The sequence below is a fragment of the Pedobacter paludis genome (assembly GCF_003173575.1).
Lineage (GTDB): Bacteria > Bacteroidota > Bacteroidia > Sphingobacteriales > Sphingobacteriaceae > Pedobacter > Pedobacter paludis.
This window is the reverse complement of record NZ_QGNY01000005.1, coordinates 23530-48882: the sequence shown is the minus strand read 5'-3', so window position 1 is coordinate 48882 and position 25353 is coordinate 23530. Positions and strand designations below refer to the sequence as shown.

At 35.0% G+C, this 25353-nt stretch carries 31 protein-coding genes; 21 read left to right on the top strand and 10 right to left on the bottom strand.

Annotation, left to right across the window (positions count from 1 at the left end):
* Positions 1-206: 206 nt before the first annotated feature.
* Positions 207-656: a hypothetical protein gene (locus tag DF947_RS14445; protein ID WP_109930760.1), complete on the bottom strand. Its 450-nt coding sequence runs from the start codon at positions 654-656 to the stop codon at positions 207-209.
* A 331-nt stretch (positions 657-987) separates the two neighbouring features.
* On the opposite strand from DF947_RS14445, the gene DF947_RS14440 reads away from it, so the two are divergent.
* On the top strand, positions 988-1575 hold the full coding sequence (locus DF947_RS14440) for a YceI family protein (RefSeq protein ID WP_109930759.1): 588 nt from the start codon (positions 988-990) through the stop codon (positions 1573-1575).
* Positions 1576-1973: 398 nt separating this feature from the next.
* Here DF947_RS14440 and DF947_RS14435 read toward each other — a convergent pair whose 3' ends face one another.
* Positions 1974-2741: an MBL fold metallo-hydrolase gene (locus DF947_RS14435; protein ID WP_109930758.1), complete on the bottom strand. Its 768-nt coding sequence runs from the start codon at positions 2739-2741 to the stop codon at positions 1974-1976.
* A 52-nt stretch (positions 2742-2793) separates the two neighbouring features.
* Here DF947_RS14435 and recJ point away from each other — a divergent pair, with 52 nt between their 5' ends.
* The 10 genes from recJ (at position 2794) to DF947_RS14385 (ending at position 10544) form a co-directional block, all read left to right on the top strand.
* Entirely contained in the window at positions 2794-4503 is a 1710-nt protein-coding gene (recJ, locus tag DF947_RS14430; RefSeq protein WP_109930757.1) for a single-stranded-DNA-specific exonuclease RecJ, read from the top strand.
* Between the two features lie 96 nt (positions 4504-4599).
* Complete coding sequence (gene lptB, locus DF947_RS14425) at positions 4600-5334, top strand: LPS export ABC transporter ATP-binding protein (RefSeq protein WP_109930756.1); 735 nt, start codon at positions 4600-4602, stop codon at positions 5332-5334.
* Positions 5335-5349: 15 nt separating this feature from the next.
* Entirely contained in the window at positions 5350-6867 is a 1518-nt protein-coding gene (locus DF947_RS14420) for a GH3 auxin-responsive promoter family protein (protein WP_109930755.1), read from the top strand.
* 16 nt (positions 6868-6883) lie between these two features.
* Positions 6884-7291, top strand: coding sequence for a hypothetical protein (locus DF947_RS14415; RefSeq protein ID WP_109930754.1), 408 nt, complete (start codon positions 6884-6886; stop codon positions 7289-7291).
* A complete protein-coding gene (locus tag DF947_RS14410) occupies positions 7291-7920 on the top strand; it encodes a DUF2306 domain-containing protein (protein ID WP_205940796.1) in 630 nt (209 codons plus the stop codon). The genes DF947_RS14415 and DF947_RS14410 overlap by 1 nt, the downstream gene beginning before the upstream one ends.
* Positions 7917-8798 (top strand): YARHG domain-containing protein, encoded by an 882-nt coding sequence (locus DF947_RS14405; RefSeq protein WP_109930753.1) that lies wholly within the window; start codon positions 7917-7919, stop codon positions 8796-8798. The genes DF947_RS14410 and DF947_RS14405 overlap by 4 nt, the downstream gene beginning before the upstream one ends.
* 17 nt (positions 8799-8815) lie before the next feature.
* Complete coding sequence (locus DF947_RS14400) at positions 8816-9250, top strand: YkvA family protein (RefSeq protein ID WP_109930752.1); 435 nt, start codon at positions 8816-8818, stop codon at positions 9248-9250.
* The gene (locus DF947_RS14395; RefSeq protein ID WP_109930751.1) at positions 9231-9551 is read left to right on the top strand and encodes a DUF2752 domain-containing protein; all 321 of its coding nucleotides are present in this window, start codon (positions 9231-9233) and stop codon (positions 9549-9551) included. Before DF947_RS14400 ends, DF947_RS14395 begins: the two co-directional genes overlap by 20 nt.
* A 7-nt stretch (positions 9552-9558) precedes the next feature.
* Positions 9559-10038, top strand: coding sequence for a CCC motif membrane protein (locus DF947_RS14390; RefSeq protein ID WP_205940795.1), 480 nt, complete (start codon positions 9559-9561; stop codon positions 10036-10038).
* Positions 10039-10133: 95 nt separating this feature from the next.
* The gene (locus DF947_RS14385; protein ID WP_056088318.1) at positions 10134-10544 is read left to right on the top strand and encodes a BrxA/BrxB family bacilliredoxin; all 411 of its coding nucleotides are present in this window, start codon (positions 10134-10136) and stop codon (positions 10542-10544) included.
* Positions 10545-10704: 160 nt separating this feature from the next.
* Here the strand turns inward: DF947_RS14385 and cdaA are convergent, their stop codons facing one another.
* The 3 genes from cdaA to folP form a co-directional block, all read right to left on the bottom strand.
* Complete coding sequence (gene cdaA / locus DF947_RS14380) at positions 10705-11496, bottom strand: diadenylate cyclase CdaA (RefSeq protein ID WP_109925079.1); 792 nt, start codon at positions 11494-11496, stop codon at positions 10705-10707.
* Between the two features lie 168 nt (positions 11497-11664).
* Positions 11665-12024, bottom strand: a complete 360-nt coding sequence (locus tag DF947_RS14375; protein ID WP_109930750.1) for a four helix bundle protein — start codon at positions 12022-12024, stop codon at positions 11665-11667.
* Between the two features lie 107 nt (positions 12025-12131).
* Entirely contained in the window at positions 12132-12986 is an 855-nt protein-coding gene (gene folP / locus DF947_RS14370) for a dihydropteroate synthase (protein ID WP_109930749.1), read from the bottom strand.
* Between the two features lie 99 nt (positions 12987-13085).
* Here folP and DF947_RS14365 point away from each other — a divergent pair, with 99 nt between their 5' ends.
* The 5 genes from DF947_RS14365 to DF947_RS14345 are packed head-to-tail and all read left to right on the top strand — an operon-like array spanning position 13086 to position 16779.
* A complete protein-coding gene (locus tag DF947_RS14365; protein ID WP_109931079.1) occupies positions 13086-13631 on the top strand; it encodes a DUF1599 domain-containing protein in 546 nt (181 codons plus the stop codon).
* 3 nt (positions 13632-13634) lie between these two features.
* Complete coding sequence (locus tag DF947_RS14360; protein ID WP_109930748.1) at positions 13635-14786, top strand: BT_3928 family protein; 1152 nt, start codon at positions 13635-13637, stop codon at positions 14784-14786.
* Entirely contained in the window at positions 14787-15842 is a 1056-nt protein-coding gene (locus DF947_RS14355) for an ABC transporter permease (RefSeq protein WP_109930747.1), read from the top strand.
* Positions 15843-15844: 2 nt separating this feature from the next.
* On the top strand, positions 15845-16285 hold the full coding sequence (locus DF947_RS14350; protein ID WP_109930746.1) for a DinB family protein: 441 nt from the start codon (positions 15845-15847) through the stop codon (positions 16283-16285).
* Positions 16282-16779, top strand: a complete 498-nt coding sequence (locus DF947_RS14345; RefSeq protein WP_109930745.1) for a shikimate kinase — start codon at positions 16282-16284, stop codon at positions 16777-16779. Before DF947_RS14350 ends, DF947_RS14345 begins: the two co-directional genes overlap by 4 nt.
* Positions 16780-16826: 47 nt before the next feature.
* Here DF947_RS14345 and DF947_RS14340 read toward each other — a convergent pair whose 3' ends face one another.
* On the bottom strand, positions 16827-17231 hold the full coding sequence (locus DF947_RS14340; protein WP_109930744.1) for an acyl-CoA thioesterase: 405 nt from the start codon (positions 17229-17231) through the stop codon (positions 16827-16829).
* 9 nt (positions 17232-17240) lie between these two features.
* Positions 17241-18758 carry a 1-hydroxycarotenoid 3,4-desaturase CrtD gene (gene crtD / locus DF947_RS14335; protein ID WP_109930743.1) on the bottom strand — a complete coding sequence of 506 codons (1518 nt, stop codon included), beginning with the start codon at positions 18756-18758 and terminating at the stop codon, positions 17241-17243.
* A gap of 53 nt (positions 18759-18811) precedes the next feature.
* Here crtD and DF947_RS14330 point away from each other — a divergent pair, with 53 nt between their 5' ends.
* Complete coding sequence (locus DF947_RS14330) at positions 18812-19261, top strand: virulence RhuM family protein (RefSeq protein ID WP_109930742.1); 450 nt, start codon at positions 18812-18814, stop codon at positions 19259-19261.
* A gap of 28 nt (positions 19262-19289) precedes the next feature.
* On the opposite strand, the gene DF947_RS14325 is transcribed toward DF947_RS14330, so the two are convergent.
* On the bottom strand, positions 19290-20993 hold the full coding sequence (locus tag DF947_RS14325) for a M28 family peptidase (protein WP_109930741.1): 1704 nt from the start codon (positions 20991-20993) through the stop codon (positions 19290-19292).
* A gap of 44 nt (positions 20994-21037) precedes the next feature.
* Positions 21038-21496, bottom strand: a complete 459-nt coding sequence (locus DF947_RS14320) for a DoxX family protein (protein WP_109930740.1) — start codon at positions 21494-21496, stop codon at positions 21038-21040.
* A 215-nt stretch (positions 21497-21711) separates the two neighbouring features.
* Here DF947_RS14320 and DF947_RS14315 point away from each other — a divergent pair, with 215 nt between their 5' ends.
* From DF947_RS14315 to DF947_RS14305, 3 genes are all read left to right on the top strand, one after another.
* Positions 21712-21822: a phenylalanyl-tRNA synthetase subunit alpha gene (locus DF947_RS14315; RefSeq protein ID WP_109930739.1), complete on the top strand. Its 111-nt coding sequence runs from the start codon at positions 21712-21714 to the stop codon at positions 21820-21822.
* Positions 21823-21962: 140 nt separating this feature from the next.
* On the top strand, positions 21963-23384 hold the full coding sequence (gene rlmD, locus DF947_RS14310; protein ID WP_109930738.1) for a 23S rRNA (uracil(1939)-C(5))-methyltransferase RlmD: 1422 nt from the start codon (positions 21963-21965) through the stop codon (positions 23382-23384).
* Positions 23385-23461: 77 nt separating this feature from the next.
* The gene (locus DF947_RS14305; RefSeq protein WP_109930737.1) at positions 23462-23869 is read left to right on the top strand and encodes a hypothetical protein; all 408 of its coding nucleotides are present in this window, start codon (positions 23462-23464) and stop codon (positions 23867-23869) included.
* A gap of 133 nt (positions 23870-24002) precedes the next feature.
* Here DF947_RS14305 and DF947_RS14300 read toward each other — a convergent pair whose 3' ends face one another.
* The gene (locus DF947_RS14300) at positions 24003-24707 is read right to left on the bottom strand and encodes a head GIN domain-containing protein (RefSeq protein ID WP_109930736.1); all 705 of its coding nucleotides are present in this window, start codon (positions 24705-24707) and stop codon (positions 24003-24005) included.
* A gap of 126 nt (positions 24708-24833) precedes the next feature.
* Between DF947_RS14300 and DF947_RS14295 the strand changes: the two genes are divergently transcribed.
* Positions 24834-25343 (top strand): phosphoribosyltransferase family protein, encoded by a 510-nt coding sequence (locus DF947_RS14295; RefSeq protein WP_109930735.1) that lies wholly within the window; start codon positions 24834-24836, stop codon positions 25341-25343.
* The last annotated feature ends 10 nt before the right edge of the window (positions 25344-25353 follow it).

Here is a 25353-nt window from a genome sequence, read left to right as displayed (position 1 = left end):
GAGACCAAATTATCTGCAAGTTTTTGTGAATTTATAGCACAAAAACTTGCAGATTTTTTTTAAAGAATATTTATGGATTCAAGCGAAAAGATGAGTATGGAAATCATTTGATCTACAGTTTGTTTTATAATCAAATTGATGTTCGTATTTAATCTTCGCATATGATATAAGATTAACGTTCAGTTAATGTGCAGTTAAAGATTTTGCTACTTAAACAAACCATCAGAATTTACATTGTAACCCTGAATTTTAATCTGATTGTTTTCTCCAACTAGGGTAACCGTTTCTTTCGAATTATATTTTGTTCTCTCCACAATATAATAAAGTACATAAATAGCCGAAGGGTTTGTGCCTTTTACTATTTTAGATTCCCAATGATCAAGTTTTTCGCTTTTTATTTCGCCTAATTTGTTCAAAGCACCTCTTAAATAATCGTTTAATTTTTCAGAGCTTGTAACAGCCTTGAATTGCTCACTCAGAAAAGGATTTATTTTTTGAAATTCGTTTTTCTGCAACAGTTTATAAAAACTATCGGCAACTTTTTGTGCTTCATTTTTATCTTCTTCTCGGTTTAAATAAGTGCTGTTGAAATTGCAACTCGATAAGGCGAATAATAAAGATAACAAGGCTAGAGAAATAAAAGATTTGGTTTTCATGTGGAATTTAAGATTGTTTTTGATTTAGAATGTTGGTAATGCTAAAAATAAATAATTATTTAACTTACTGCAGTTTTTAGTGAAATTATTCATTTTGATTTAAACATATACCTTGAAAATAGAGTCTGAAATAATTCGCTATACTAGAAACCTGGAAAGACGTTTAAATGCATCTCACAAAAAACATAAACAAATTAAACCTTCGATATAATTTCTTTGTCAATAGAACGATATTAAATAAATCCGATTATTTTTGAAAAACTTAACATAGGTCAATAACAAAGGGTCGGCCTTAATTATATCTTTGTATCATAATTTAAAAAACCAGAAAATGAAATTAAAAATTAGCTCAATTTTTTTATTAGTGGCAGTAGTAGCATTGTCAGCTTTTAAAAACTCTACTAAGCCAGTAACTTACACTGTAGATGCTTCAAAATCTACCATTACTTGGGTTGGTAAAAAAGTAACAGGATCGCACAATGGAACAATTGCTTTAAAATCAGGAACATTAAATGTTAATGGTAAAAGTGTAACAGGTGGTGGTTTCATCATCGATATGACTTCAATTAAAGATGCTGATGGAAGTGCAAAATTAGAAGGTCACTTAAAAGCAGACGATTTCTTCGGTGCAGATAAATTTCCTACATCAAATTTCGTAATTACTAAAGTTGCTGGTTCAGGCGCAAACGTAACGGTTACAGGTAACTTAACCATTAAAGGTATTACCAAACCATTAACTTTCCCTGCAACTGTAGCGGTAAATGGTGATGGTACAATCACTGCAACTGCAGCTAAAATTGTAGTAGATAGAACTAAATATGACATTAAATATGGTTCAAAATCATTCTTCGAAAGCATTGGCGACAAAGCAATCTACGATGAATTCGAACTTGCAGTTAAATTAGTAGCTAAAAAATAAATATTCCCGTCTCGGAATTAAGAAAGGTTTGCTCATTTGAGCAAGCCTATTTTTGTATTCAGTCATTTCGAATTATAAAGCAATCTCAATGCGCTTGCCACGAATGTATGGTATCAGTTTATCAAGTTTTTGGAAAGCAGGGGCACTTCAACAATTAAAGTTTGTTCCCGCTATCCGTTATAGCTCCGATAAAAAAAATCGGAGGCTGCCACTGCTATCGGGTTTAGAAACTTCTCACCAATAAGAAACAGGGGTTGTAAAATGCAGAATTTCTGTGTTTATTTATCCTCCGTCTGCTGAAGCAGAAGGCAAAGAATATAGCGATCGTATTGGCGAAATATTTTTGCGGAGGGTTAGTTTCATTGCCGTTGACTTCAGTCAACGGTTATAGGTTACCCTTACCTAATCCTAAATCCGCCTTCAACAGCATCTACAAAACCTGTTGCAGCGCTCTTGCCATGATAAAATAAACATTCCCAATTTTCTTCGGTAGCTCTTTTGCCGAATTCTTTTCGCAACTCCATCGCCTTGCGACCATCGAAATCATATTTTGCAATAAAATTCTTAACCAGTTCTTCGGGTTCTGGTAAAACATCACCACCGAAAAATACCTTCTGATTACCTTCTGTTAACAGAAAAACCTGGTGGTTTGGGCAATGTGCACCAGTAAATTGGTAGGCAATAGTTTCATCTAAATTTCCATTACCCTCCACAAATTTCATTTGAGCATTGCGTTGCAGGTGTTCAAAAATATCGGTATGATAGGAAGATGAAGTGCTGCTAAAAGCGGTTTCCCATTCCCCTCGATTAATTATATACTCAGCATCTGGAAAGCTCAATTCTACCTTATCATTTCCACATTCATGAATCATGCCTCCAGAATGGTCGTAATGTAAGTGAGACATCAAAACCTTCGTCACATCAGTTGGATCAAAGCCAGCGTTACGGATGTTCTTGTGCAAAATCAATTCACCCTGTTCATCGCTGAATCCCAAGCCGGTATCAAATAATATCAAATCATTTTTCAGCTCAACCAAAAAAGGCTGAACATTTATAAATAAAGAAGCCGGCCTATCTTTAAAATTATGAATTGTAGAATCAAAAGGAACAAATTTTTTCGTTGCATCAACAGAATAGGTTCCTTCAAATAAGGTATGAACTTGCACTGTACAGGGGATTAAAATTAAAATGTATATTTACTGTTCGGAAACAAAGATAATGGAAAAAAGATGGGTGCAGGCATCAAATTGCAATGATGATACCATAACAACAATAGCAGAACAACTCAATATAGATCGCTCGCTTGCTCAAATACTAGTGCAGAGAAACGTTTGTAATTACGATCAGGCAAAGGATTTTTTTCGGCCAGATTTGGATCATCTTCATAATCCTTTTTTAATGAAGGATATGGATGTAGCCGTGGAAAGAATTGAAAAAGCACTGGCTTCTCACGAAAAAATCTTGATTTATGGAGATTATGATGTAGATGGAACAACCTCTGTAGCATTGGCTTATAGTTTTTTTCATCTGCTTACTGAAAACATAGAATATTACATTCCAGATCGTTATTTGGAAGGTTATGGAATTTCCACAACAGGTATAGATTACGCCAACGAAAACGGATTCTCGCTAATTATCGCCTTAGATTGTGGTATAAAATCAATTGACAAAATTGATTATGCAAATACTCTTGGAATCGATTTTATCATTTGCGATCACCATTTGCCTGGTAATGAACTACCAAAAGCCATTGCTGTTTTAGATCCTAAGAGAAGCGATTGCGATTATCCGTTTAAGGAGTTGGCAGGTTGCGGAATTGGTTTTAAACTGGCGCAGGCCTATTCTCAAAAACACCATTTACCTAAAGATACTTATCTGCAATATCTTGATTTAGTGATGGTGAGTATCGCGGCGGATATTGTTCCGGTTGTAGGAGAAAATAGAATCCTATCTTATCACGGCTTAAAGAAATTAAACAACAATCCTTGCGAGGGCCTTCGGGCTTTAATGGAGGTTTCGGGCAAAAAAGAAACCTATACACTTACCGATGTTGTATTTACCTTAGGTCCGCGGATTAATGCTGCGGGCAGGATAGACCATGCCAAACATGCGGTAGCGATGTTGCTATGCGAGGTGGATGGAAATTCTGCAGAGCAAAGTGAATCAATCAATTTAAAAAATACAGAACGTAAAACATACGACCAGGACATTACCCGCGAAGCTTTGGCTTTAATTGGCGAAAGTGAAATTTTGATCAACAAAAAAACAACGGTTGTTTTTAACGAAAACTGGCATAAAGGTGTAATTGGTATTGTAGCTTCGCGTTTAACCGAAAAGTATTATCGCCCAACAATTGTTTTAACCAAATCAAATGGCTTAGTTGCAGGTTCTTGCAGATCGGTTGTTGGCTTTGATTTATATGAAGCATTAAGTGGCTGTGCCGATTTACTGGATCAGTATGGCGGTCATAAATTCGCCGCAGGTTTAACCATGCAACAACATAATGTAGAAGCTCTTGCAGATAAATTTGAAGAAATTGTTTCTGCAACAATAACCGAAGAGCTTTTAACGCCTATGATTAAAATTGATTCGGAAATAGAGCTGGCTCAAATTGATGGCAAATTTCATAGGGTGTTAGCTCAAATGGGACCATTTGGACCAGAAAATATGGCCCCGGTTTTTGTTACACACAATGTATATTTGGCGCAACACGCAATGGTGGTTGGAGCAAATCATTTGAAAGTTAATATAAAACAACAAAATTCGCCTATTTTTGAAGGCATTGCATTTGGCTTGGCAGAATATGAAAATCTTTTGCAACCAAAAGTGCCGTTTTCTGTTTGTTATACCATAGAAGAAAACGTTTGGAGAGATAAAAAGCGTTTGCAATTAAATATTAAAGGAATAAAGATAAAGGAGCAAGGATAAAAGAACAAAGAAAAAGGGGCAAAGTGGGAAACCGAAAATATGGCAGCCTTATCTTTTATCCTTGTTCTATATTCCTTAATCTATAAAATATACAGAATGATCTTAAGAGCCGAAAATCTGGTTAAAAAATATAAACAACGCACTGTTGTAAATGATGTTTCCTTCAACGTTAGTCAAGGCGAAATCGTTGGCCTTTTAGGACCAAACGGTGCAGGCAAAACAACCTCATTTTATATGATTGTTGGATTAATTAAGCCTAATGAAGGTCGGATTTATTTGGAAGATGAAGACATTACCGAAGATGCAATGTATCGCCGGGCCCAAAAGGGAATTGGTTATTTAGCTCAGGAAGCTTCAGTTTTTAGAAAACTTACAGTTGAAGATAACATCTTGGCCATTTTGGAAATGAGTACCATGAGCAAAGAAGAGCAAAAAGATAAATTAGAGGAATTGATTAATGAATTTAGTTTACACAAAGTGCGTAAAAACCGGGGCGATTTACTTTCTGGAGGCGAGCGTCGTCGTACAGAAATTGCCCGTGCGTTAGCCGCTAACCCAAACTTCATTTTACTGGATGAGCCTTTTGCGGGTGTTGACCCAATTGCAGTAGAAGAAATTCAAAGTATTGTTGCCAAACTCAAACACAAAAATATTGGTATTTTAATTACCGATCATAATGTGCAGGAAACACTTTCCATTACCGATAGAGCTTATTTACTTTTCGAAGGGAAAATTTTAGAACAAGGCGTTCCAGAGGTTTTGGCAGAAAATGAAATGGTTAGAAAAGTTTATTTGGGTTCTAACTTCGTTTTAAAGCGTAAGAATTTTTAATCTTCCCGAAAACTTATGGCATTTGTAAATTCAATTTTTACGTGGTTAATGAAAAAGAGAATCCATCAGATTGAGCTTTTCATGAAATATCCTCATGATGTTCAGCAAGAATGGTTTCATACTTTAATTGACAGTGCAGAAAATACCGAATGGGGCAGATTGTATGATTACAAATCTATTTTAACTACCCAACAATATCAGGAACGTGTTCCTATTCAAAACTACGACACGCTCAAACCATATATCGAAAGGATGCTTAATGGCGAACAGAACATTCTCTGGCCATCTGATATAAAGTGGTTTGCAAAATCATCAGGAACTACAAGCGATAGAAGTAAATTTATTCCGGTTTCAGAAGAATCTTTAGAAGAATGCCATTTTAAAGGTGGAAAGGATATGCTTTCCATTTACTGCAACAATCGGCCCGATAATCAGATGTTTACCGGGAAAGGATTGGTTTTAGGCGGGAGTCATCAGGTTAATCAACTTAACGAAGACTGCTTTTACGGTGATTTATCCGCTGTGCTGATTAAGAATCTACCGATTTGGGCAGAATTTTATCGTACTCCAGACATGTCTATCGCCTTGATGGATAATTACGAAATCAAAATGGATAGAATGGCAGAAGCTACTATTCAGGAAAACGTAACCAGTATCTCTGGCGTACCCACATGGACAATCGTTCTGGCTAAAAAGGTGTTAGAACTAACCGGCAAAAAAAATCTGTTAGAAGTTTGGCCAAATTTGGAATTGTATGTGCATGGTGCTGTAAACTTTGCGCCATATCGCGAACAATTTAAGCAGCTCATTCCATCCAATGACATGTATTATCTGGAAACCTATAATGCATCGGAAGGCTTTTTTGGGATTCAGGATCAGGATAATTCTGAAGAAATGCTTTTAATGTTGGATTACGGCATTTTTTACGAATTCATTCCAATGGAAAATATTGGAGATGAAAATCCAAAAGCACTTTTATTGGGTGAGGTGGAGTTGAATAAAAATTATGCTATTGTAATTTCTACCAATGGCGGTTTGTGGCGTTACATGATTGGCGATACCATCCAATTTACTTCACTTTCTCCATACCGAATCAAAATTACAGGCCGTACCAAGCATTTTATAAACGCTTTTGGCGAAGAAGTGATTATTGACAATGCAGAACAGGCATTAACCAAAGCCTGTGCAGAAACAGGCGCTGAAATTAAAGATTACACCGCTGGGCCAATTTATTTTAAGGGCGAAAAGGCTGGTGGGCATGAATGGATTATAGAATTTGATAAACAGCCTAACGACTTTGAAAAATTTATCGATGTAATGGATAAAACCTTGCGTGAAGTAAATTCGGATTACGATGCCAAGCGTTTTAAAGATATGGCGCTATGTAGACCAAAAGTTCACAATGCACCTGCAAATACTTTTTACAATTGGTTAAAAGCGAAGGATAAATTAGGCGGACAGCATAAAGTACCTCGTTTAGCCAACGAACGGAAATACGTGGATGATATTCTGGAAATGATGAAAGCGTCTTAAAATATCGAATTGATTTATGAAAAACAAAATCCTCATTTTTCTTATTTTAGGTTTTAAGGTTAATTTTGCATTTGCTCAAATTAAAGAAAGTAAAAAGGCACAGGTAGCCTATAAAATTGTAGAAACTGCTCCAAAATGTAAACAATACACTAAAGGTTTATATGAAAGAGTCATAAAAAATGGGGGTACATCATATGGGATTATGCTAGAAACTAGTCCAGACCCTAAAAAAGACCTTTCTCAAGGCTATTCTAAAACCTATAATTTTAACCTTCACGAGAGTTATCCAGATAGGATGCCGATTATAGCTCGATTCGTTTTCGATCCAGTAAAAAAACAGTTATACGATGAGGATACCGCTAACGATAAATTGATTCCGATTGCATTTGATAAAAAACTGCTTGCGATATTTAGTAAGAAATAATGAAAAGCTTAAACTACAAACGCCTTGCTTGGCTTTTATTTTTTGCTTACTTTTTTATCTTAATGCTTCAAATTACTTTGCGTTATATTCCTTTTGATCGCGAAGTTTCATTTCTACAAATCAAACAGACCGAAGTCTCAGAAATCAAGGCTTATCTGCCAATTTTCTACACACACGTATACAGTGCAATTTTTGTTCTGCTGGCTGGTTTTACGCAATTCAACTCCAAAATTTTAGTAAACTATCCAAGAGTGCATAAAACTTTAGGCTACTTGTATGTGGGCTTCGTTTTATTGTTGGCCTCTCCATCGGGAATTTTTATTGGTTGGTTCGCAAACGGAGGATTAATCGCAAAGACCTCATTCATCATTCTCGGGATTTTATGGTTTCTTTTTACGTTGAAAGCAATATTATTAATTCTTAAAAGGGATATTCCAGAACATAAGAAATTTATGTATCGGAGTTTTGCTTTGGCAACATCAGCAATTACCTTGCGCTTGTGGAAAGTAATTTTAGTATATTTATTTCATCCCGCTCCAATGGATGTCTATCAAATTATAGCGTGGTTGGGGTGGATACCAAATTTATTAATTGCCGAATGGCTCATCAAAAGAAAACCTATTCAATGAAAAAAATCTTTCTAATTGCTCTAATCTCCCTTTTTATATTTTCTTGTAAGGATAAGAAAAAAGCTTCTTCTGGAAATTCTACTGTTCCAGCCCAAACTGAAATTCATAAGGAATTGTATGGTTTTTGGGTTGGCGATTTTATAGAAGAGGGAACAGAAGAATATGAAGGCGATATGGTTGATGCACCGAGTAAACTCAACATCATCATCAAAAAAATAACCAAGGATACGGTTATTGCTCAAAGTGTAGTATCTGGAAATAGTCGTCCTTTATTAGGTAAACTATCAGATGATGGTGGTAAAATAACCTTCGTTTTGGATGAACCCGGTTCAGATAAATACGATGGACGTTTTGAAATGGAGTTAAATAACGACACTTTAAAAGGAAAATGGAAAGCTTACAAAACCGAATTAAAATGGCCGGCAAAAGAATATAAATTGCTGAAAAAACAGTTTGTTTATAATGCGAATTTAATGCTCCCTACCGAGACAAGCTATGTGGATTGGAGCAAATCAAAAAATGTAGATCAGTATGATACGCTTGAAAATGGTAAAATTGATACCATTGGAAATCCTTTTTACAGAAGTGCATCAGATGAAATTTTTAAGTTAAATGCATCGACGACAATTCTTAAAGAAAAAGATTTGAAAAACTTAAGGAAATTAGATTTACAGATCATAAAGAATACCATATTCGCCAGACATGGTTACGCGTTTAAAAAGAGTACTTACAGGCAATTTTTTGATCCGGTAGAATGGTATGTTCCAATTGCGGGCAATGTTGATAATGACTTAACTTCCATTGAAAATAAAAACATAAAACTAATAGATCGCTTTGTGAAATACGCAGAAGACAATTATGATGCTTTTGGTCGGTAATTTGCTAGAATCATACTATGAAATTAAACAGGCAAAAAATACTGGATTTCTTTAAAAAATCTCAGAATAGAGCTACAGTAATTCTTAACGATAAAACTAAGGCTGGCGAAACCATACAAGATGCTTTAGGAAAAGCGGTAACCAATAAAGGCGAGCTGGAAGGTGTTTGGTCTAAATTGCTCTTGCTTTTTGCGGTTTCTAAGGATTATGTAAATGGTGATTACACTGAAATTCCAAAACGATCTATCATCGCGATTGTTGGTGGTTTGGTTTATTTTTTGTCTCCCATTGATGTTTTACCTGACTTTGTGCCCGTTTTGGGCTTTATTGATGATATTTTTGTTCTTAACCTGGTTTATAAGCAAGTGCTTAAAGATTTGGAGAAGTATAAAATATGGAAAGAGAGCCAAATTAAACTTATTGAAGATATAGATGGCTCAACAGCACAATAGTTTTTTTGATTGGGTTAGTCACCATTTATTAAGTTGCCCATTTAAATCTTATTTTGGGATTGATTGCCCGGGTTGTGGATTACAGCGTTCGATTTTATCGCTTTTAAAAGGAGATTTTATAGATTCTTTTAAATTTTATCCAGCAACAATTCCATTAATATTTATTGTGCTATTTACAATCATCCATTTAAAAGTAGATTTTAAATTTGGGGCATCATTAATAAAAATCGTTTTTATTGGTATTGCATCAATTATCTTAATCAACTACATTTACAAAATATACAATCACCAACTTATCTAAATCGACTATGTCCGAAGAACAAGAAACCCCTCAGCAAAATCAACCTATAGATCTTTCGAAAAAAGATGATGCGCCTAAAGAGCCTGTTTATAACACTCCGGGCACACCACCTCCATTTCAGCCAGCGCCACCTTTTCAGCAATTTGGAGGTATGGCCCAGCCAAATTTGCCGAATGCTACAATTGCTTTAATCTTAGGGATTCTTTCTATTCCGGCCTGCTGTTGCTACGGGATAGGATTAATTTTCGGAATTATTGCCTGGGTTTTAGCAGGTAGCGATATCAAAAAATATAATTTGGATCCAAATGCTTATTCAATATCATCTTATAAGAACACTAAAGCGGGTAAAATTTGCGGTATCATTGGCGCAATTTTAAGTTTACTTTATATTATTTGCTTAATTGCGATGATTGCATTTTTTGGATGGGCAGCATTAAGAGATCCTCAATTAATGAAAGAGTTATTGAGAGAGAAAGGCTTGCAGTAATTAATTTTACCTTTAAAATATAAATCGAATGGCGGTGAGCCATTCGATTTTCTTATTTTTGTAGCATTCAAATTGTAAATAAAAAACTCAAGATAATGTATCCAGAATATTTAGTAGAGCCAATGCGTAAGGAATTAACCAACGTAGGTTTTGAAGAATTAAAAAATGCACAAGAGGTTGATCAAGCTATAAAAGGTGAAGGAACAGTTTTAGTTGTCGTAAACTCTGTATGTGGTTGTGCGGCAGCAAATGCTCGTCCGGCAGCAAGAGCAGCGGCAGCCCACGAAAAACATCCAGATAAATTGGTAACAGTTTTTGCAGGCATGGAAAAAGAAGCGGTAGATCAAGCTAGAAATTATATGATGCCTTTTCCTCCATCATCACCAGCAATGGCATTATTTAAAGATGGTAAGTTGGTTCACATGATCGAACGTCATCAAATTGAAGGCAGACCAGCACAAATGATTGCTGATAACCTAATTGGTGCTTTTGAGCAATACTGCTAATAGGATTAGATAAAAGAATAAGGAGCAAAGAATAAAGACAATTTGTCTAATTCCTTGCTCCTTTTTTATTTGGAAATTTTCCATCTAGAATTTGTTAAGAAAGAGTTCTTTATTCTTCGTTTCTCTATCTTTGTTCTTTTATCCTTGCTCTTTGCTCCTGCTAAAAGTCTTTATTCAACAGTTTCTCCAGCTCACCAAAAGAAACGTTCATTCTTACCCTCCCTTGTTTGGCGTAAGAAATCTCTCCGGTTTCTTCCGAAATAATAACAGCTACTGCATCTGTGGTTTCAGAAACACCGATTCCTGCACGATGCCTTAATCCGAATTGTGAAGGAAGCTTGTCGTTATCGGTTAAAGGTAAAATACAGCTAGCGCTTTTTATTTTATTCTCAGAAATAACCACTGCACCATCATGTAATGGGCTGTTTTTTTGAAAAATACTTTCCAGTAATCGCTTAGAAATTTTAGCATCAACAACTTCACAGCTATTTGCAAAGAACTGTTCATCGTAGAATTTAACAAAAACCATTAATGCTCCGGTACGGGTTTTTTTCATGCTTTTGCAAGCATCAATAATGGGTTTTATACGGGCAAGATTATTTCTCTCAATTTCCTTTCTTCCGAATAAATAACCCCACCAGGCCTTGTTTTTCTGCAGAAACGCATTTTTTCCAATGAGCAGTAAAAATCTTCTAATTTCCTGCTGAAAGATTATGATTAGGGCAATAATCCCTACGCTCATAAATTTCTCTATGATTGCGGTTAACAATTCCATGTGCAACATCTTTACAACCCAGTAAAAAACTGCGATGATAAACATACCCACCAATAAATTTACAGCAAGTGTATTCCGGATTAAAGTGTAAACATAGTAGATTAATAAGGCTACCAATACAATATCTACAACATCTGTAACGGTAATTTTTAAGAAATCGAAATCAAAACCTTTCATTTAGGGCAAGATAAGAAATGTTTGCTTAAAGGTTAAGGGTTTGAAACGTTAAAATGTTTAATTGTTCGTAAAGTTATTGGGTTAACTGTTCAAACCGGTTAACTGTTCGTTAAATTCTGCCAGATTAAATGTTTGAACTGTATAAATTGGTTAACTGTTTTGGAAAACCTATTTTAAAATTGATTTTCTTAAAGCATTTAATTTATTTGTCAATTCATCTAACTTTAATCTGAAGGAATTATAATCGTCTGAATCAATATATCCAAGATCATGTGCGCCAATAATATGATTTACAGTTTCAATAGCGCTTGAATAAGACATTGTTACAAAGTGTGCCTTATCTTTTGCTGTAATTCTGGCTGATCCTTCTGCTAGGCAATCTCCAATGCTGCTTGCCGATCTCTTAATCTGACTCGTTAATCCGAAGATTTCTTCTTTGGGGAATTTTCTTACTAGAATATAAATCTCTTTTCTAAACACTCGTGCTTTTTGCCAGGTTTCTAGTTTTTCAAAAGAATAAATGTGCATATAATTAAACGTTGGGTTTAATCATGTTCAGTCTTTAACAACAGAGATTTTAAGTCGATTTACAGTTAACCATTTTAAACAGTTAACCAATTTAAACAATTCTACAATTAAACAAACAACCGCTCTACCAATTTTATGCACTCCACGGCTTCCTTAACATCATGAACCCTCAAGATAGAAACTCCTTTTTGCAGAGCGATGGTATTAAGTACTGTTGTTCCATTTAATGCTTCGGCTGCAGATGTCTCCAGTACTTTATGGATCATTCCTTTTCTTGAAAAGCCAACTAAAACGGGCAATTTAAAAATCTTGAAATCTTCTAATTGATTTAAAAGTTCGTAATTGTGATCAATTGTTTTTCCAAAGCCAAAACCAGGATCAATAATTACATCATGAACGTGCAATGCTTTTAATTGTGATATTTTTTTAGCCAAATAATCAATCACATCAAGCAAGACATTTTTATAAAAAGGTTGATTTTGCATCGTCTGTGGAGTTCCCTGCATGTGCATCATAATGTATGGGACGTTTAAGCGAGCAACGGTATCAAACATGTTTCGATCCATATCTCCAGCAGAAATATCATTTATAATGTGAGCGCCGGCCTGGATACTTTCTTCGGCAACCCTCGCCCTAAAAGTATCTACAGAAATTATAACTTCAGTAAACTCACGACTAAGCCTTTCGATTACAGGCACCAATCTATTAAGCTCCTCTTCTTCAGAAATATCTTTGGCACCAGGTCGTGATGAATAACCACCAATATCTATAAAGGTTGCGCCTTCATTTATAAATTGTTCGGCTTTTATTAGGGCTTGATCTATGGAATTTGTTCTGCTGTTGCTATAAAAGGAATCAGGGGTAATGTTTAAAATCCCCATAACTTTTGGGGTACTCAAATCAATAAGTTTGCCTTTAACATTCAGGCTTTTTTTTAGTTCAAAAAAGGTTTTTTCTGCCATAATAAACCCATTCGGGATTTGAGTTTCGCTTTAAAGATGTATCTTTAGCTTTTGTTTTTTAGACACAAAAATACACTAAAAACTAAATAAATATTGGCTTTGGCACAAACAAATACCTCTACAGAATTTGATGAAGTGATTGCGGTTTGCAGATCATTGTTTTTAAAAAAAACTAAAGATTATGGCACCGCGTGGCGCATTTTACGGCTAAGTTCCATCACCGATCAGATTTTTATCAAGGCTCAGCGCATCCGTACACTCGAAGAAAAAAAAGTGAGCAAAGTAGGAGAGAACATTACTTCAGAATACATCGGTATTGTGAACTATTGCGTTATTGCAATGATGCAGTTGGAACTATCGGATCGCGACGCAAATGAGATGCCATACGAATTGGTAGAGAAGATTTTTGAAGAAAAAGTTACAGAAACCAAAGATTTGATGTTTGCCAAAAACCACGATTATGGAGAGGCTTGGCGAGATATGCGAATCAGTTCTTTAACTGATTTAATTTTGATGAAGATTTTTAGGGTTAAACAAATTGAAGATAATGAGGGGCAAACCTTGGCATCAGAAGGTGTTAAGGCCAATTATCAAGACATGTTAAATTATTCTGTTTTTGCATTAATTAAATTAGGCGTTAAATAATAGATGAAAAATAAACTTTTAAGTTTCGCAAGAATTTTTGTTGGGGCATTATTTATCTTTTCTGGATTAATAAAAGCGAACGATCCTTTAGGATTCGGTTATAAGCTTCAAGAATATTTTGAGGTTTTCCATATGGATTTTCTTAATGGAATAGCCACAGGCATCGCTATTTTGCTTTGTACATTAGAAATTATTCTCGGTGCCCTACTGTTGTTAGGATTTTGGAGCAAAAAAGTTGCCTGGGGTTTATTATTGCTAATCATCTTTTTTACCCTTTTAACATTTATTTCGGCCGCATTTAAGGTGGTTACAAGTTGTGGTTGTTTTGGCGATGCAATTCCGTTAACACCTTGGCAATCTTTTACTAAAGATTTAATTCTACTGGTACTGATTATCTATATTTTCCTCAAGAAAGATTTAATTAAGCCTGTTACCAATCACGCACTGGCTCAAAAAAACATTGCCATAACGGTAACCATAATTTCATTGGTTTTCGGATTATACACGTACAATTTTCTCCCCATCATTGATTTTCTTCCTTACAAAGTTGGCGCACATATTCCTTCTTTAATGGTAATTCCTCCAGGAGAAAAGCCCGATGAATTCGAAATCATGTATCACCTTAAAAATAAAAAAACCAAGGAAGAAAAAGACATGAGCGATAAGGATTACCTAAAAACGGAAATCTGGAAAGATAATAATTGGGAAATCATCGGTGAACCTACCAAGCGACTGGTAAAAAAAGGTTTTGAGCCAAAAATCAAAGATTTAATTATTACCGATGCTTCTGGTACAGATTATACGAAAGAAATTATCGAAAACCCATACTATAATTTTGTATTTGTTGCTTATAGTTTAAAAGATGCCAATCAAAATGTCATAGGTAATTTGAATGCGCTTGCCCTAAATGCTACACAACAATTTAACATTAGAAGTGTGCTTTTAACTTCCAATTCTGCTAAAGACGCTGAAGTGTTTATCAAGAAAAACAACCTTTTTTCTGAAGTTTTTTATGCTGATGCCGTTCCGTTAAAAAGTATGGTCCGGGCAAATCCAGGTGTTTTGCTTCTGAAAAACGGCGTCGTAATTAATAAGTGGCACTTTCATAATGTGCCCAGTTTTGATCAACTATCGAAAAAATATTTCAGTAAATAAATGTTAGGATACGCACTAAAAAAACTTTTGTACGGTTTGCTGGTTATGGCCGGTGTGGTATTCGTGGTTTTTGTGCTTTTTAATATTTTACCAGGCGATCCGGCGAGGATGACAATGGGTCAACGAGCTGATGTTCAATCGCTAGAGGCTGTGAGAAAAGAATTTGGATTGGATAAGTCTAAGCCTGTACAGTTTGTGCTGTATGTTAATGATTTATCGCCAATTAGTGTTTTGAATAACGATAGTACAACTCAAAATAAATATCACTTCGCTAAACTCATTTCATTTGATAAAAAAGCTTTGGTTTTGAAGTGGCCGTATTTGAGAAGCTCTTACCAAACCAAAAGAGATGTTACCTCAATCCTGTCTGAAACTGTTCCAAATACTTTTATCCTTGCTTTAACTGCAATGATTTTTGCTACAATCATTGGGGTATTTTTAGGTGTGGTTTCTGCCGTTTATAAAGACAGCTGGATTGATAAGGCATCGAACGCATTTGCAATTTTAGGTATTTCTGCCCCTTCTTTTTTTGCAGGGATTATCATTGCCTGGTTATTCGGATTTGTTTTAAGTAACTATACAGGATTAAAAATGAGTGGAAGTTTGTACAGTTATGATCCTTTTAATGGCGAAATATTAACCCTCAGAAATTTATGGTTGCCAATGATTACTTTAGGCTTAAGACCCTTGGCAATTATTGTTCAGCTTACCAGGAGTGCAATGTTAGATGTTCTGGCGCAAGATTATATTCGTACAGCCAGAGCAAAAGGATTGAGTAGAAATGCTATAATTTACAAGCATGCTCTGAAAAATGCAATGAACCCGGTTATTACCGCAATTTCTGGTTGGTTTGCCTCTTTACTTGCAGGTTCTTTCTTTGTTGAATATATTTTCGGCTACAATGGCTTGGGCAGAACAACAGTTACTGCTTTGGAAATGTCCGATTTTCCTGTGGTAATGGGCTCCATATTATTTATAGCTTTTGTGTTTGTGGTCATCAACATTTTGGTCGATATTTTATATGCCTATGTAGATCCAAGAGTTAAATTGGCTTAATTATGTTAAGGGAAATTTTACATTATACTCAAGTTGCAGATAAAAAACTGATCGGAATTTTTCAGAGCGAGCAAGATATCTCTTTAAAAGCAATTGCTCTTTTCAGTCATGTTTTAAATGCACAGCACATTTGGGCAAATAGAATTTTAAATCAAAAGCCGAAATTTGGTGTTTGGGATGAAATTGAGGCTAGTCTTTTTGCAAAGATTTCTGAAGAAAACTTTAAATTATTTGAAACTATATTCGATACCGTTCCGTTGGATGAAGAAATAACTTACAGAAATTCTAGAGGCGAATTTACCAACCTTGTACAGGATATTTTGTTTCATGTAGCCAATCATTCCACCTATCACCGGGCGCAAATTGCAACCTTATTTAAGGGAAGTGGAATTTATCCGCCGGTAACAGATTATATTATGTTAAAACGAGAGCATCAATTATGAAAGTTTTCTTAATCGGATTTATGGGATGCGGTAAAAGCACAAAAGCGAAACAATTGGCACATCGGTTAAATTGCCCGGTTATCGATCTGGATGCGGAAATTGTTTCAAAAACAGGTAAAACCATTGCCGAATATTTTGCCGAATTTGGCGAAGCTGGATTTAGAAATTACGAAAGCGAAATGCTTAAAACCTATCCTTATCCAGAAAACTGCGTTATCGCAACCGGAGGGGGCTTGCCATGTTTTTTTAATAATATGGAATGGATGAATGCAAATGGCGAAACTGTTTATCTACAAATGGAACCGGCACAATTGGTTTCTAGATTACATAACAGACAAAAACGGCCATTAATTGCCAATATGGATGATGAACAACTTTTGGAGTTTATAAAATTAAAACTTCTTGAACGTGATCCTTTTTACACACAGGCAAGAGTAGTTGTTAATGCATTCGATTTAGATGCTGAAAAGCTCGAAGCTAAATTGGTTAATTAGTCAGTAGTTTATTGATCATTAGTTCACTAATATGAACTTTAATCGAATTATTCTTTCTCGGCTTCTTGGGCAAACTGTTCCTCTATGTACTTAATTTTTGTTTTTCCATGTGGCGTTGGATCACCATAATCGTTAATGTTTACGAAAACAATTTTATCAATTGTTAAAATGCTTTTTCTGGTGATTTTATTTCTAACCTCACAGCACATGGTAATAGAAGTTGTGCCGAAAGCAGTAGCTGTAATGCCCATTTCTATAATATCACCAAGTTTCCCTGAGCTTACAAAATTAATTTCAGACATATATTTGGTTACAACCTTCGGATTTTCCAGTTGAACGATTGCATAAATTGCGGCTTCCTCATCAATCCATTTTAATAAGCTTCCGCCAAATAATCCACCATTAGGATTGAGATCTTCGGGCTTGATCCATTTACGTGTGTGAAAATTCATAGTTTTAATTTAAATGTGATGATTGGCAAATGTATCTTTTATAGATTTAGGAATGTTCAAATTCTCGTCAATAATTTTGGCTGAAAGCAATGCAAGCGGAATCCCCCCACCAGGATGAACACTTCCGCCACAAAAATACAGATTTTCTATTTTGGAACTAAAATTAGGATGCCTTAAGAAAGCCGCGAATTGGTTATTTGAACTATTACCATATAGAGCGCCCTGATAGGAACTGGTTTTAGCTTCAATACTTCTAGGGTCTAGAATCTGTTCGAAGATAATGGAGCTGGCAATCTCTTTTTTTAATATTCGTTCCATTTTGTTAAGGATATTTTGTCTTGCCTCAGCAATTAATATATCCCAATTTTGCCCACTGTTGGACGGAACATTAATCATCACAAACCAATTTTCGCAATTTTCTGGCGCATCATTTTTAATATGTTTCGATGATATGTTAATGTAAACCGTAGGATCTTTATAAATGGTCTTCTCTTTCCAAATAGAATCAAATTCGGCTTTATAATCTTCGGCAAAAAGGATATTGTGCAATCCCAGTTCTGGATGGATACCTTTTATCCCCCAATAAAAAATCAAGGCAGAACTGCTTCGCTCTTGTTGCAGAAGTCTTTTAGGAGCTGGGAAATTCTTTAACAGATTTTTGTAGGTAAACCAAATATCCAGATTTGAGATCACAACATCTGCTTTTATTAATTCCTCATCACAGATAATTCCCTCAATCTTAAGTTTGCTTTCTGCTGAATACTTTATTTCATCAACTGGTTTATTGTAGTGAAATTTTACACCAAGATCTTCTGCCAGTTTTACCAAAGAAGTTGTAATGCTATACATTCCCTCAGTTGGCAAAAATGCACCGAAATGATATTCAAAATGAGGAATTACATTTAGTGTTGCTGGGGCTTGATACGGATTTGAGCCATTATAAGTAGCGTATCGATTAAAAAGCTGTGCAATTCTTTCATCCTTAAAAAATGAACTATTTGCTTTGCTCTGAGTTCTAAAAGCATCAATCTGCCCAAATTTTAAAACAGATTTTAAAGTATCCCAATGGATATAGCTCTTTATTTTATGAAGCGTTCTTTCCAAAAAAACCTTATGTGTTACTTCATAAATGGTCTCGCTTTTTTTTAGATAGGCACTTACCTCTTTGGCTGTAGAATTTGTTTTGGCTTCAATCTCATCGGCAAATTTATTCAAATCTGCGCTTGCGGTAAGTTTTAAGCCATCTTCATAAAAGTATCTGCAGATTTCCTCTAATCTTTCATATTTAAAATAATCAATAGGGTTTTTACCCGCCAATTCAAAAAGTTCATCAACATATTTAGGCATCGTAAAAAGACTAGGGCCGGCATCAAATCTAAATACTTCAGACTTTATTTGGGCAAGCTTACCACCAGGAAAAGCATTTGATTCAAAAATATCAACATCAAAACCTTTTGTTGCCATTCTTATTGCAGAAGCGATTCCAGCAATTCCTGCTCCGATAATTATTGCTTTAGGTTTAGGCATGGCACTAAAATAGGATAAATAAATTATTTCAAATATTATAGTATCTTAAAGCAATGAACAAGGGTGAAATTATTTTTTATAAAACAGGAGATGGCCAGCCAGCTATTGATGTTGCGCTGCAAAACGATACAGTTTGGCTAACTCAGAAGCAGATTGCAACTGTGTTTGGAGTTCAAACTCCTGCTATCAACAAACATATTGGTAATATTTTTCATAGTGGGGAACTAGATGAATCAACTATTTCCAATTTGGAAATAGTTCGAAAAGAAGGTAAAAGAGACATCAAAAGAAAAGTTGAAGTATATAATCTTGATATGATTTTATCTATTGGCTATAGAGTTAATTCTGCTAGAGCAACACAATTTCGTATATGGGCTAATAAAATTTTAAAAGATTATTTGATAAATGGTTATGTTTTAAACGACAAGAAACTTAAAGAACAAAGTAAACAGTTAGAGGAATTAAAACAGGTTGTAAAGCTTATAAACACCGTGTCAACTTGATTAATTATAAAAACTAACAAACTTAAAATTACTTCAACTCATCCAAATACAACTTTGTTTGCTTTTCAATTTCCAGAATTGCAAGTTTAATTGCAGAGCCAACCTTTGTGGTTTCTTTTTTCACAGGCATTGAAGCAATTGTAGCCAGTGCATTAACATACCATTTGCTCCAAACCTCTACAATGTGTTTTTCTTCTGGAGCAGATTTTCCTTGAGATATTGCCTTTTTACTTAATTCAAATTCTGTTTTAAGTCGAACCAAGGCATCATTTTTAACCTGAGTAACTGTTGCTGTAGCCGTATTTTCATCGGCAGAAATTAGAGTATAGGCTGCAGTTAACCCACTTACGCCTACATTTTTCATTTCAGTTGGAGATACCTTATCTATTCTATCGTTATCCGTGTGATAAAAAACATCGGTAAAATGCCACATCAATAATCCTGGAATTTTATTTTGAAGGAAAGGAGTATGATCGCTTCCGCCTTCAAATGGATTGTAATTTACTGTCCAATTGGCAAACTTGCCTTGTGCTTTGCAGATGTCAAATATAAAATCGTTAAAATAATGAGGAAAAAGATCTTTCTCCTGAACATCGCCAGCGCCCCATTCGGTATGCTTATCTGTACCTCTTGTCCAAATTGCAGAAGGATCTGGCATTTTCTCAATTAAAAAAGATCCGCCAGTTTTTTTTGTGTCTTCACCAACCATATCCAAACTCATGCCCCATAAAATCCCTTTTGATCGAAGCGTGTCTTCTGTAATGTAGCGCCTGGTCGAAACAATCTCATCTCCCCACAAAAAAGTAAGAGTGCGTTGAGGGTCAATTTTCTTTGATTTATAAAGTTCTGCTGTTAACCGAGCCATTTCTGCCAAAGTTCCAACACCACTTGCATTATCGTTGGCTCCTGGTTCTTGCACATGTGCGCTAAAAACAAATCTTTCATCAGGTTTTAAGCTTCCCTTAACGTTTGCAACTATGGTGAGTTCTTCAGAGGGATAAATTTTAGTTTCTATATTAACTTTAAGTTTGGTTATACCCTTTAAACAATTTGCTTTTAATTTTTCTTTTGCTGCGTAAGATAGGAGTAAAGTCCAAACTTCGCTATTGGCTTTCATGCTTCCAAATTGAATTGAAGTCTGATGTTTTTCTGGCTGTGTATATTTCGGCATTGAATACCCTAAAACACCTAGAGCACCAGCTTTTGTCGCAATCGATAATAATCTTGAAGGGTTGTTTTCTGAAAAAAGAATTTTGCCTTTTAAGTCCATTTTTTCAAGTTCCGATGGAACAATCTTTTCTATATAAACAACTTCTGCCGTTACTCCAGAAACAGGGGTAGAACCGCAATTTATAGGAATCATGTTGCGGTTGGTCTTATAGCTGATTAATGGCTTTGATTCCCCAATAATGTCAATGTTCGCGTCAACCGGCTCCCAGGTATTATTCTTCATCGCCCTTTTTTCGATTCGATAAGTAAGTGGCAATTCTGATTCATTTTGCTTCTGCTCTACAAATCCTGCTTTTTTTAAAAGGTTTTCTACATAATGAATACTGGCATTAAAGCCTGTATTGCCTGGAACCCGAAAATACTTCTCTACAAACGCAGTAGTTTCAAAAGCATTTTTTTCCTTGAAACCAGCTCTTGTTAAATTGAAATATTGGTCGCTTGGACTTTGGGCGTAGCTTGCTAATCCCGCCAAAAGCAGTGCAAAAAGTATCTTCGTTTTCATGTACAAAATATCAAGCCGAAAGATACTAAGAATAATTAATCTGGTTAGGCGTAACGCTTTCCAGTTTTGTTTTTTAATCCTTCATCAACCGAAAGCGGACCAGAACCAATTACCCAAAATAAAATGAGTAAAAATAAAACCAGCACAGATAGCCACAATTCTGAATTAGGCATGGAGAAACCCGGCGTTAGGTTAATAAAAAACACGGCAAATACTAAAATTGGAATCTGAATAACAACTGCAAACCGTGTTACCAAGCCCAAAATAATAAGTAAGCCACCAACCAAATGGGCAAATGCTACAAGATGAATCCCAACGGTAATCATTACGCTGGAAAAACCGAAGACATTGTTTTGTGTAATTAAATTTTGAAGAACCGAGGTATCACTTATAAATGAAATACCTTTAGCAAAAATAATTAGGCCAAGTAAAATTCTAAGAAAATCCAGCCATTTTGAATGATGAACATCTCCCCAATGTTCAATTTTACGGATTACGTTCATGATGAACCTCCTCTTTTATGTGAAATGATATATTAAGTTACAATTATATATCGATTATTCAAATAACAATCTGATCATCAATGTCTTTTAAATAATTTTAATGTTGAAGAAACTCTTATGCTTAATTGATGTAAAATTAACTTAAATTTAATATGTACCGTTTCGGTTTTCGGTATGAATTTTGTATTATTGTACAAATAGATAGGTTTTTTATCATGAGCAAAGAAATATTAGAGTTTTCTGTACAAGTAGATGAAAAATTTGACCTAAATTTTAATTGGTTAGACGGCTTTTGGGGCGCAGCATTTAAATTTTTTGGAAAATAATTTTTAAATCGAAGTTTTTATTGCCGGGCATTTCTTGTTCGAGTAAAAGTATAGTGTCTAATTTTTCCTAAAACTAGCTTTCTAAGCCCTCAGTCTTTCTACGCTTGGCTTTAGCCTCTTTTTTTTATCTTTGTGGCATAATGAGTAGAAGAAAACCCGGTACGGTAACTATAATTCCAAACGTACACATAATTGATATTGCTGAAGAAGGTAAGGGCGTTGGCAAAGCCGATGAACTGGTTATTTTTGTTGATAAAGCCGTTCCTGGTGATGTGGTTGATGTTAAATTGACTAAAAAGAAAAAAAACTTTGCCGAAGCAATAATAGAAACACTTCATGAAAAATCTGCACTGCGTACCGATCCGTTTTGTCCTCACTTTGGTACCTGTGGTGGCTGTAAGTGGCAACACATGGGCTATGATTCTCAATTAAAATTTAAACAGAAAAATGTGGAGGCTGCCTTACAGCGTCTTGGTAAAATCGATACTTCATCGGCAGAACCTATTTTAGGATCAGCAAAAAATAGATATTACCGCAATAAACTTGAGTTTACTTTTTCGAATAAACGTTGGTTGGAAAGAACAGATGTAGAACGCGACGAAGATTTCGATATGAATGCCCTAGGTTTTCATGTTCCTTTACGTTTTGATAAAATTTTAGACATCGAGCATTGCTATTTACAAGATGAACCATCTAATTCAATTAGAAATTCTGTTCGTAAATACGCACTGGAAAATGGATTGTCGTTTTACGATTTAAGAAACCACGAAGGTGCTTTGCGTAATCTAATTATCCGTACTTCTACCACTGGAGAAGTGATGGTGGCGGTGATTTTTGCTTATCCAGATCAAGAACAGGTAGATGGATTGATGAATTTCCTAAAAGCTGAATTTCCACAGATCACTTCACTATTATACATCATCAATCAAAAGAAAAACGATACAATTTTTGATCAGGATGTAATCACATTTGCAGGTCGCGATCATATTTTTGAAGAAATGGATGACATCCGTTTCAAAATTGGTGTTAAATCATTTTATCAAACCAATTCTGAACAGGCATTTGAACTTTATAAAATAACAAGGGATTTCGCAGAATTTAAAGGCGATGAACTGGTTTATGATTTATATACCGGCGCAGGAACAATTGCAAATTTTATAGCCAAAAATGTAAAACAGGTGGTAGGGGTTGAGTACGTTCCAACGGCTATCGAAGATGCAAAATTCAATTCACAATTGAACGGAATCGATAATACGATCTTTTATGCAGGCGATATGAAAGATATTCTAACATCAGAATTTATTTTGGCCCATGGTAAACCTGATGTTGTCATTACCGATCCACCAAGAGCAGGTATGCATGCAGATGTAGTAAAGCGTTTGTTGGAAATGGAATCAGAAAAAATTGTTTATGTAAGCTGTAATGCGGCTACACAAGCAAGAGACTTAGAATTACTTAATGAAAAATACAATGTTGTGCGAATTAAACCTGTGGATATGTTCCCGCACACGCAGCATGTGGAGAATGTTGTTTTGTTGAGATTGAAAGAATACAATGATTGAATTTGAATGAGCGAATGATAGAATATGGCAAGCGCCTTTAAACATTCATTCACTCAATCATTCAATAATTTAATAACATGGATAGAGAAGAATTATTAAGCGCTACACCAGAAGGTAGTGGTGAGCCACAAAAAAAACAGCAGAGTCCGCTGGTTAGTTTAGAAAAGGACTTGGAGTTTTATGCAGATGCAATTAAAGAAGTAGCGATAGAAATTATGGTCGAAGGAATTTCTTCGCATCCAATATTTATCGCACATCAACACGAAGTGAGCATTGGCGAAATTATTTTAAATAAGGAGGAATTAAATACCGATTGGACCATTCAAGCCTCTACTTTAGAAGAATTTGTAGAAAAAGGTATTATCAATAAAGAAAAATACGAGCCATTTTTGAAGGTTTATAAAAAGCCCGAAAATTATATGTGTGTTTTTGTAATCGTTCCAGAAGGAGCAAACTTTATATATTATCCTTATAAGAAAGTTTAAAGATAAAAGAACAAGAAACAAAGATGAAATCAGGTTTGGAAATCTGTGCAATTTTTAAATCAGTGTAATCATTTTAAAAAAAAACGCTGTTTTGAATCTACAGAACAGCGTTTATCATTAACTAAACTAAAAATTATTTTACGTGGTTAACATCTCCACTTTTAGAGTTTGATGTTTTCTTAAGTGAAGCATTACCTTTGTAATTTACATCACCGCCGCCGCTTGCACTAGCTTCTAAACCTTTTTCTACATAAATGTTTACATCCGATCCGCCTGAAGCTGAAACCTTAGCATATTGAGTTATTAAACCATAAGCATCAATGTCGCTTCCTCCACTAGATTGTAAGGTCATATTTTCTGCTTTACCAGTTAAATCCAAATCACTTCCACCGCTAGATTGAATCGTAAGATCTGTGCAAATGATGTTCAGTTTCAAATCTGATCCGCCTGATGATTGAATTGCAAGCTTACTCACTTTCATCGTATTTTGTGTAAAAACATCAGATCCACCAGATGCGGCCAAACCTGTTAATGTTTTGTAATTCACATAAGCCTTTATTACTCTGTTTTTAAATAAGCCACTCCAGTTAATACCATCCTTAAATTTGATGGTTAAATTGTCGCCTTTTTGTTCTACAACAATATCTTTCATTGTTTCTGCATCGGTTTTAATGCTTACACTTTCGCTATTTCCTTGCGTTAAGTATAAATCTATCCCACTGCTTATTCCAATGCGACTAAAATTTTTAACGGAAACATTTTTAGTTTCTTGAGCTTTGACCATTAAGCTGCTCGTAACTATAAATAGTAAAGCGAACGATCTGATTAAATTTTTCATGATTTTGTATTTAGGTTATTGATTAGACGCAAACTGGCCAAAAACGTTGCAGAAAACTGAATTTATTTTTAAAATAGTTTGAATTTCATCCTTAAAATCGTTCTTTTTGTATTCAATCGTTTTACAATGGCCACATCGCAATTACTCATTCTTAACAAAAAGCAGATTCAACAAAAAATAGATCGTATTGCCTACCAAATTTTGGAAGATAACCTAAACGAGAAAGAAATTGTACTTGCCGGTATTTGGGATCGTGGTTATAAACTTGCAATACGACTTGAAAAAGTTTTAAAGAAAATAAGCGCTTTGAAGGTTACCCTACTTCGAATCGATTTGGAAAGAGAAAGTAGTAAGCTTATCGCATCAACAGATCTTGATGAAAGCCATTGGAAAAATAAGGTTATTATTCTTGTGGATGATGTTTTAAACAGTGGAAAAACATTGGCTTATGGTTTGGGCGTTTTTTTAAATACCCCACATAAAAAAATTCGTACAGTGGTGTTGGTTGATAGAAGCCATAAAATTTTTCCTATTGCAACTGATTTTGTAGGACTAGAACTTGCTACCGTTTTAAAGGAGCATGTAGATGTAGTTATGGATGTTGATGGAGAAGAAGATCGCGTTTATTTGAGTTAACCTATCAAAG

Bases quoted from the DNA above. Each gene is read 5' to 3' on its own strand.
- DF947_RS14340 (WP_109930744.1), bottom strand. From the start codon at position 17,231: ATGAATTTTCACACACGTAAATGGATCAAGCCCGAAGATCTCAATCCT.
- DF947_RS14410 (WP_205940796.1), top strand. From the start codon at position 7,291: ATGAAAAGCTTAAACTACAAACGCCTTGCTTGGCTTTTATTTTTTGCT.
- crtD (WP_109930743.1), bottom strand. From the start codon at position 18,758: ATGCCTAAACCTAAAGCAATAATTATCGGAGCAGGAATTGCTGGAATC.
- cdaA (WP_109925079.1), bottom strand. From the start codon at position 11,496: ATGAAAGGTTTTGATTTCGATTTCTTAAAAATTACCGTTACAGATGTT.
- DF947_RS14400 (WP_109930752.1), top strand. From the start codon at position 8,816: ATGAAATTAAACAGGCAAAAAATACTGGATTTCTTTAAAAAATCTCAG.
- DF947_RS14390 (WP_205940795.1), top strand. From the start codon at position 9,559: ATGTCCGAAGAACAAGAAACCCCTCAGCAAAATCAACCTATAGATCTT.
- DF947_RS14360 (WP_109930748.1), top strand. From the start codon at position 13,635: ATGAAAAATAAACTTTTAAGTTTCGCAAGAATTTTTGTTGGGGCATTA.
- DF947_RS14395 (WP_109930751.1), top strand. From the start codon at position 9,231: ATGGCTCAACAGCACAATAGTTTTTTTGATTGGGTTAGTCACCATTTA.
- DF947_RS14330 (WP_109930742.1), top strand. From the start codon at position 18,812: ATGAACAAGGGTGAAATTATTTTTTATAAAACAGGAGATGGCCAGCCA.
- recJ (WP_109930757.1), top strand. From the start codon at position 2,794: ATGGAAAAAAGATGGGTGCAGGCATCAAATTGCAATGATGATACCATA.
- DF947_RS14350 (WP_109930746.1), top strand. From the start codon at position 15,845: ATGTTAAGGGAAATTTTACATTATACTCAAGTTGCAGATAAAAAACTG.
- DF947_RS14325 (WP_109930741.1), bottom strand. From the start codon at position 20,993: ATGAAAACGAAGATACTTTTTGCACTGCTTTTGGCGGGATTAGCAAGC.
- DF947_RS14295 (WP_109930735.1), top strand. From the start codon at position 24,834: ATGGCCACATCGCAATTACTCATTCTTAACAAAAAGCAGATTCAACAA.
- DF947_RS14345 (WP_109930745.1), top strand. From the start codon at position 16,282: ATGAAAGTTTTCTTAATCGGATTTATGGGATGCGGTAAAAGCACAAAA.
- DF947_RS14445 (WP_109930760.1), bottom strand. From the start codon at position 656: ATGAAAACCAAATCTTTTATTTCTCTAGCCTTGTTATCTTTATTATTC.
- DF947_RS14375 (WP_109930750.1), bottom strand. From the start codon at position 12,024: ATGCACATTTATTCTTTTGAAAAACTAGAAACCTGGCAAAAAGCACGA.
- rlmD (WP_109930738.1), top strand. From the start codon at position 21,963: ATGAGTAGAAGAAAACCCGGTACGGTAACTATAATTCCAAACGTACAC.
- folP (WP_109930749.1), bottom strand. From the start codon at position 12,986: ATGGCAGAAAAAACCTTTTTTGAACTAAAAAAAAGCCTGAATGTTAAA.
- DF947_RS14440 (WP_109930759.1), top strand. From the start codon at position 988: ATGAAATTAAAAATTAGCTCAATTTTTTTATTAGTGGCAGTAGTAGCA.
- DF947_RS14305 (WP_109930737.1), top strand. From the start codon at position 23,462: ATGGATAGAGAAGAATTATTAAGCGCTACACCAGAAGGTAGTGGTGAG.
- DF947_RS14355 (WP_109930747.1), top strand. From the start codon at position 14,787: ATGTTAGGATACGCACTAAAAAAACTTTTGTACGGTTTGCTGGTTATG.
- DF947_RS14415 (WP_109930754.1), top strand. From the start codon at position 6,884: ATGAAAAACAAAATCCTCATTTTTCTTATTTTAGGTTTTAAGGTTAAT.
- DF947_RS14300 (WP_109930736.1), bottom strand. From the start codon at position 24,707: ATGAAAAATTTAATCAGATCGTTCGCTTTACTATTTATAGTTACGAGC.
- DF947_RS14405 (WP_109930753.1), top strand. From the start codon at position 7,917: ATGAAAAAAATCTTTCTAATTGCTCTAATCTCCCTTTTTATATTTTCT.
- DF947_RS14320 (WP_109930740.1), bottom strand. From the start codon at position 21,496: ATGAACGTAATCCGTAAAATTGAACATTGGGGAGATGTTCATCATTCA.
- lptB (WP_109930756.1), top strand. From the start codon at position 4,600: ATGATCTTAAGAGCCGAAAATCTGGTTAAAAAATATAAACAACGCACT.
- DF947_RS14385 (WP_056088318.1), top strand. From the start codon at position 10,134: ATGTATCCAGAATATTTAGTAGAGCCAATGCGTAAGGAATTAACCAAC.
- DF947_RS14315 (WP_109930739.1), top strand. From the start codon at position 21,712: ATGAGCAAAGAAATATTAGAGTTTTCTGTACAAGTAGATGAAAAATTT.
- DF947_RS14420 (WP_109930755.1), top strand. From the start codon at position 5,350: ATGGCATTTGTAAATTCAATTTTTACGTGGTTAATGAAAAAGAGAATC.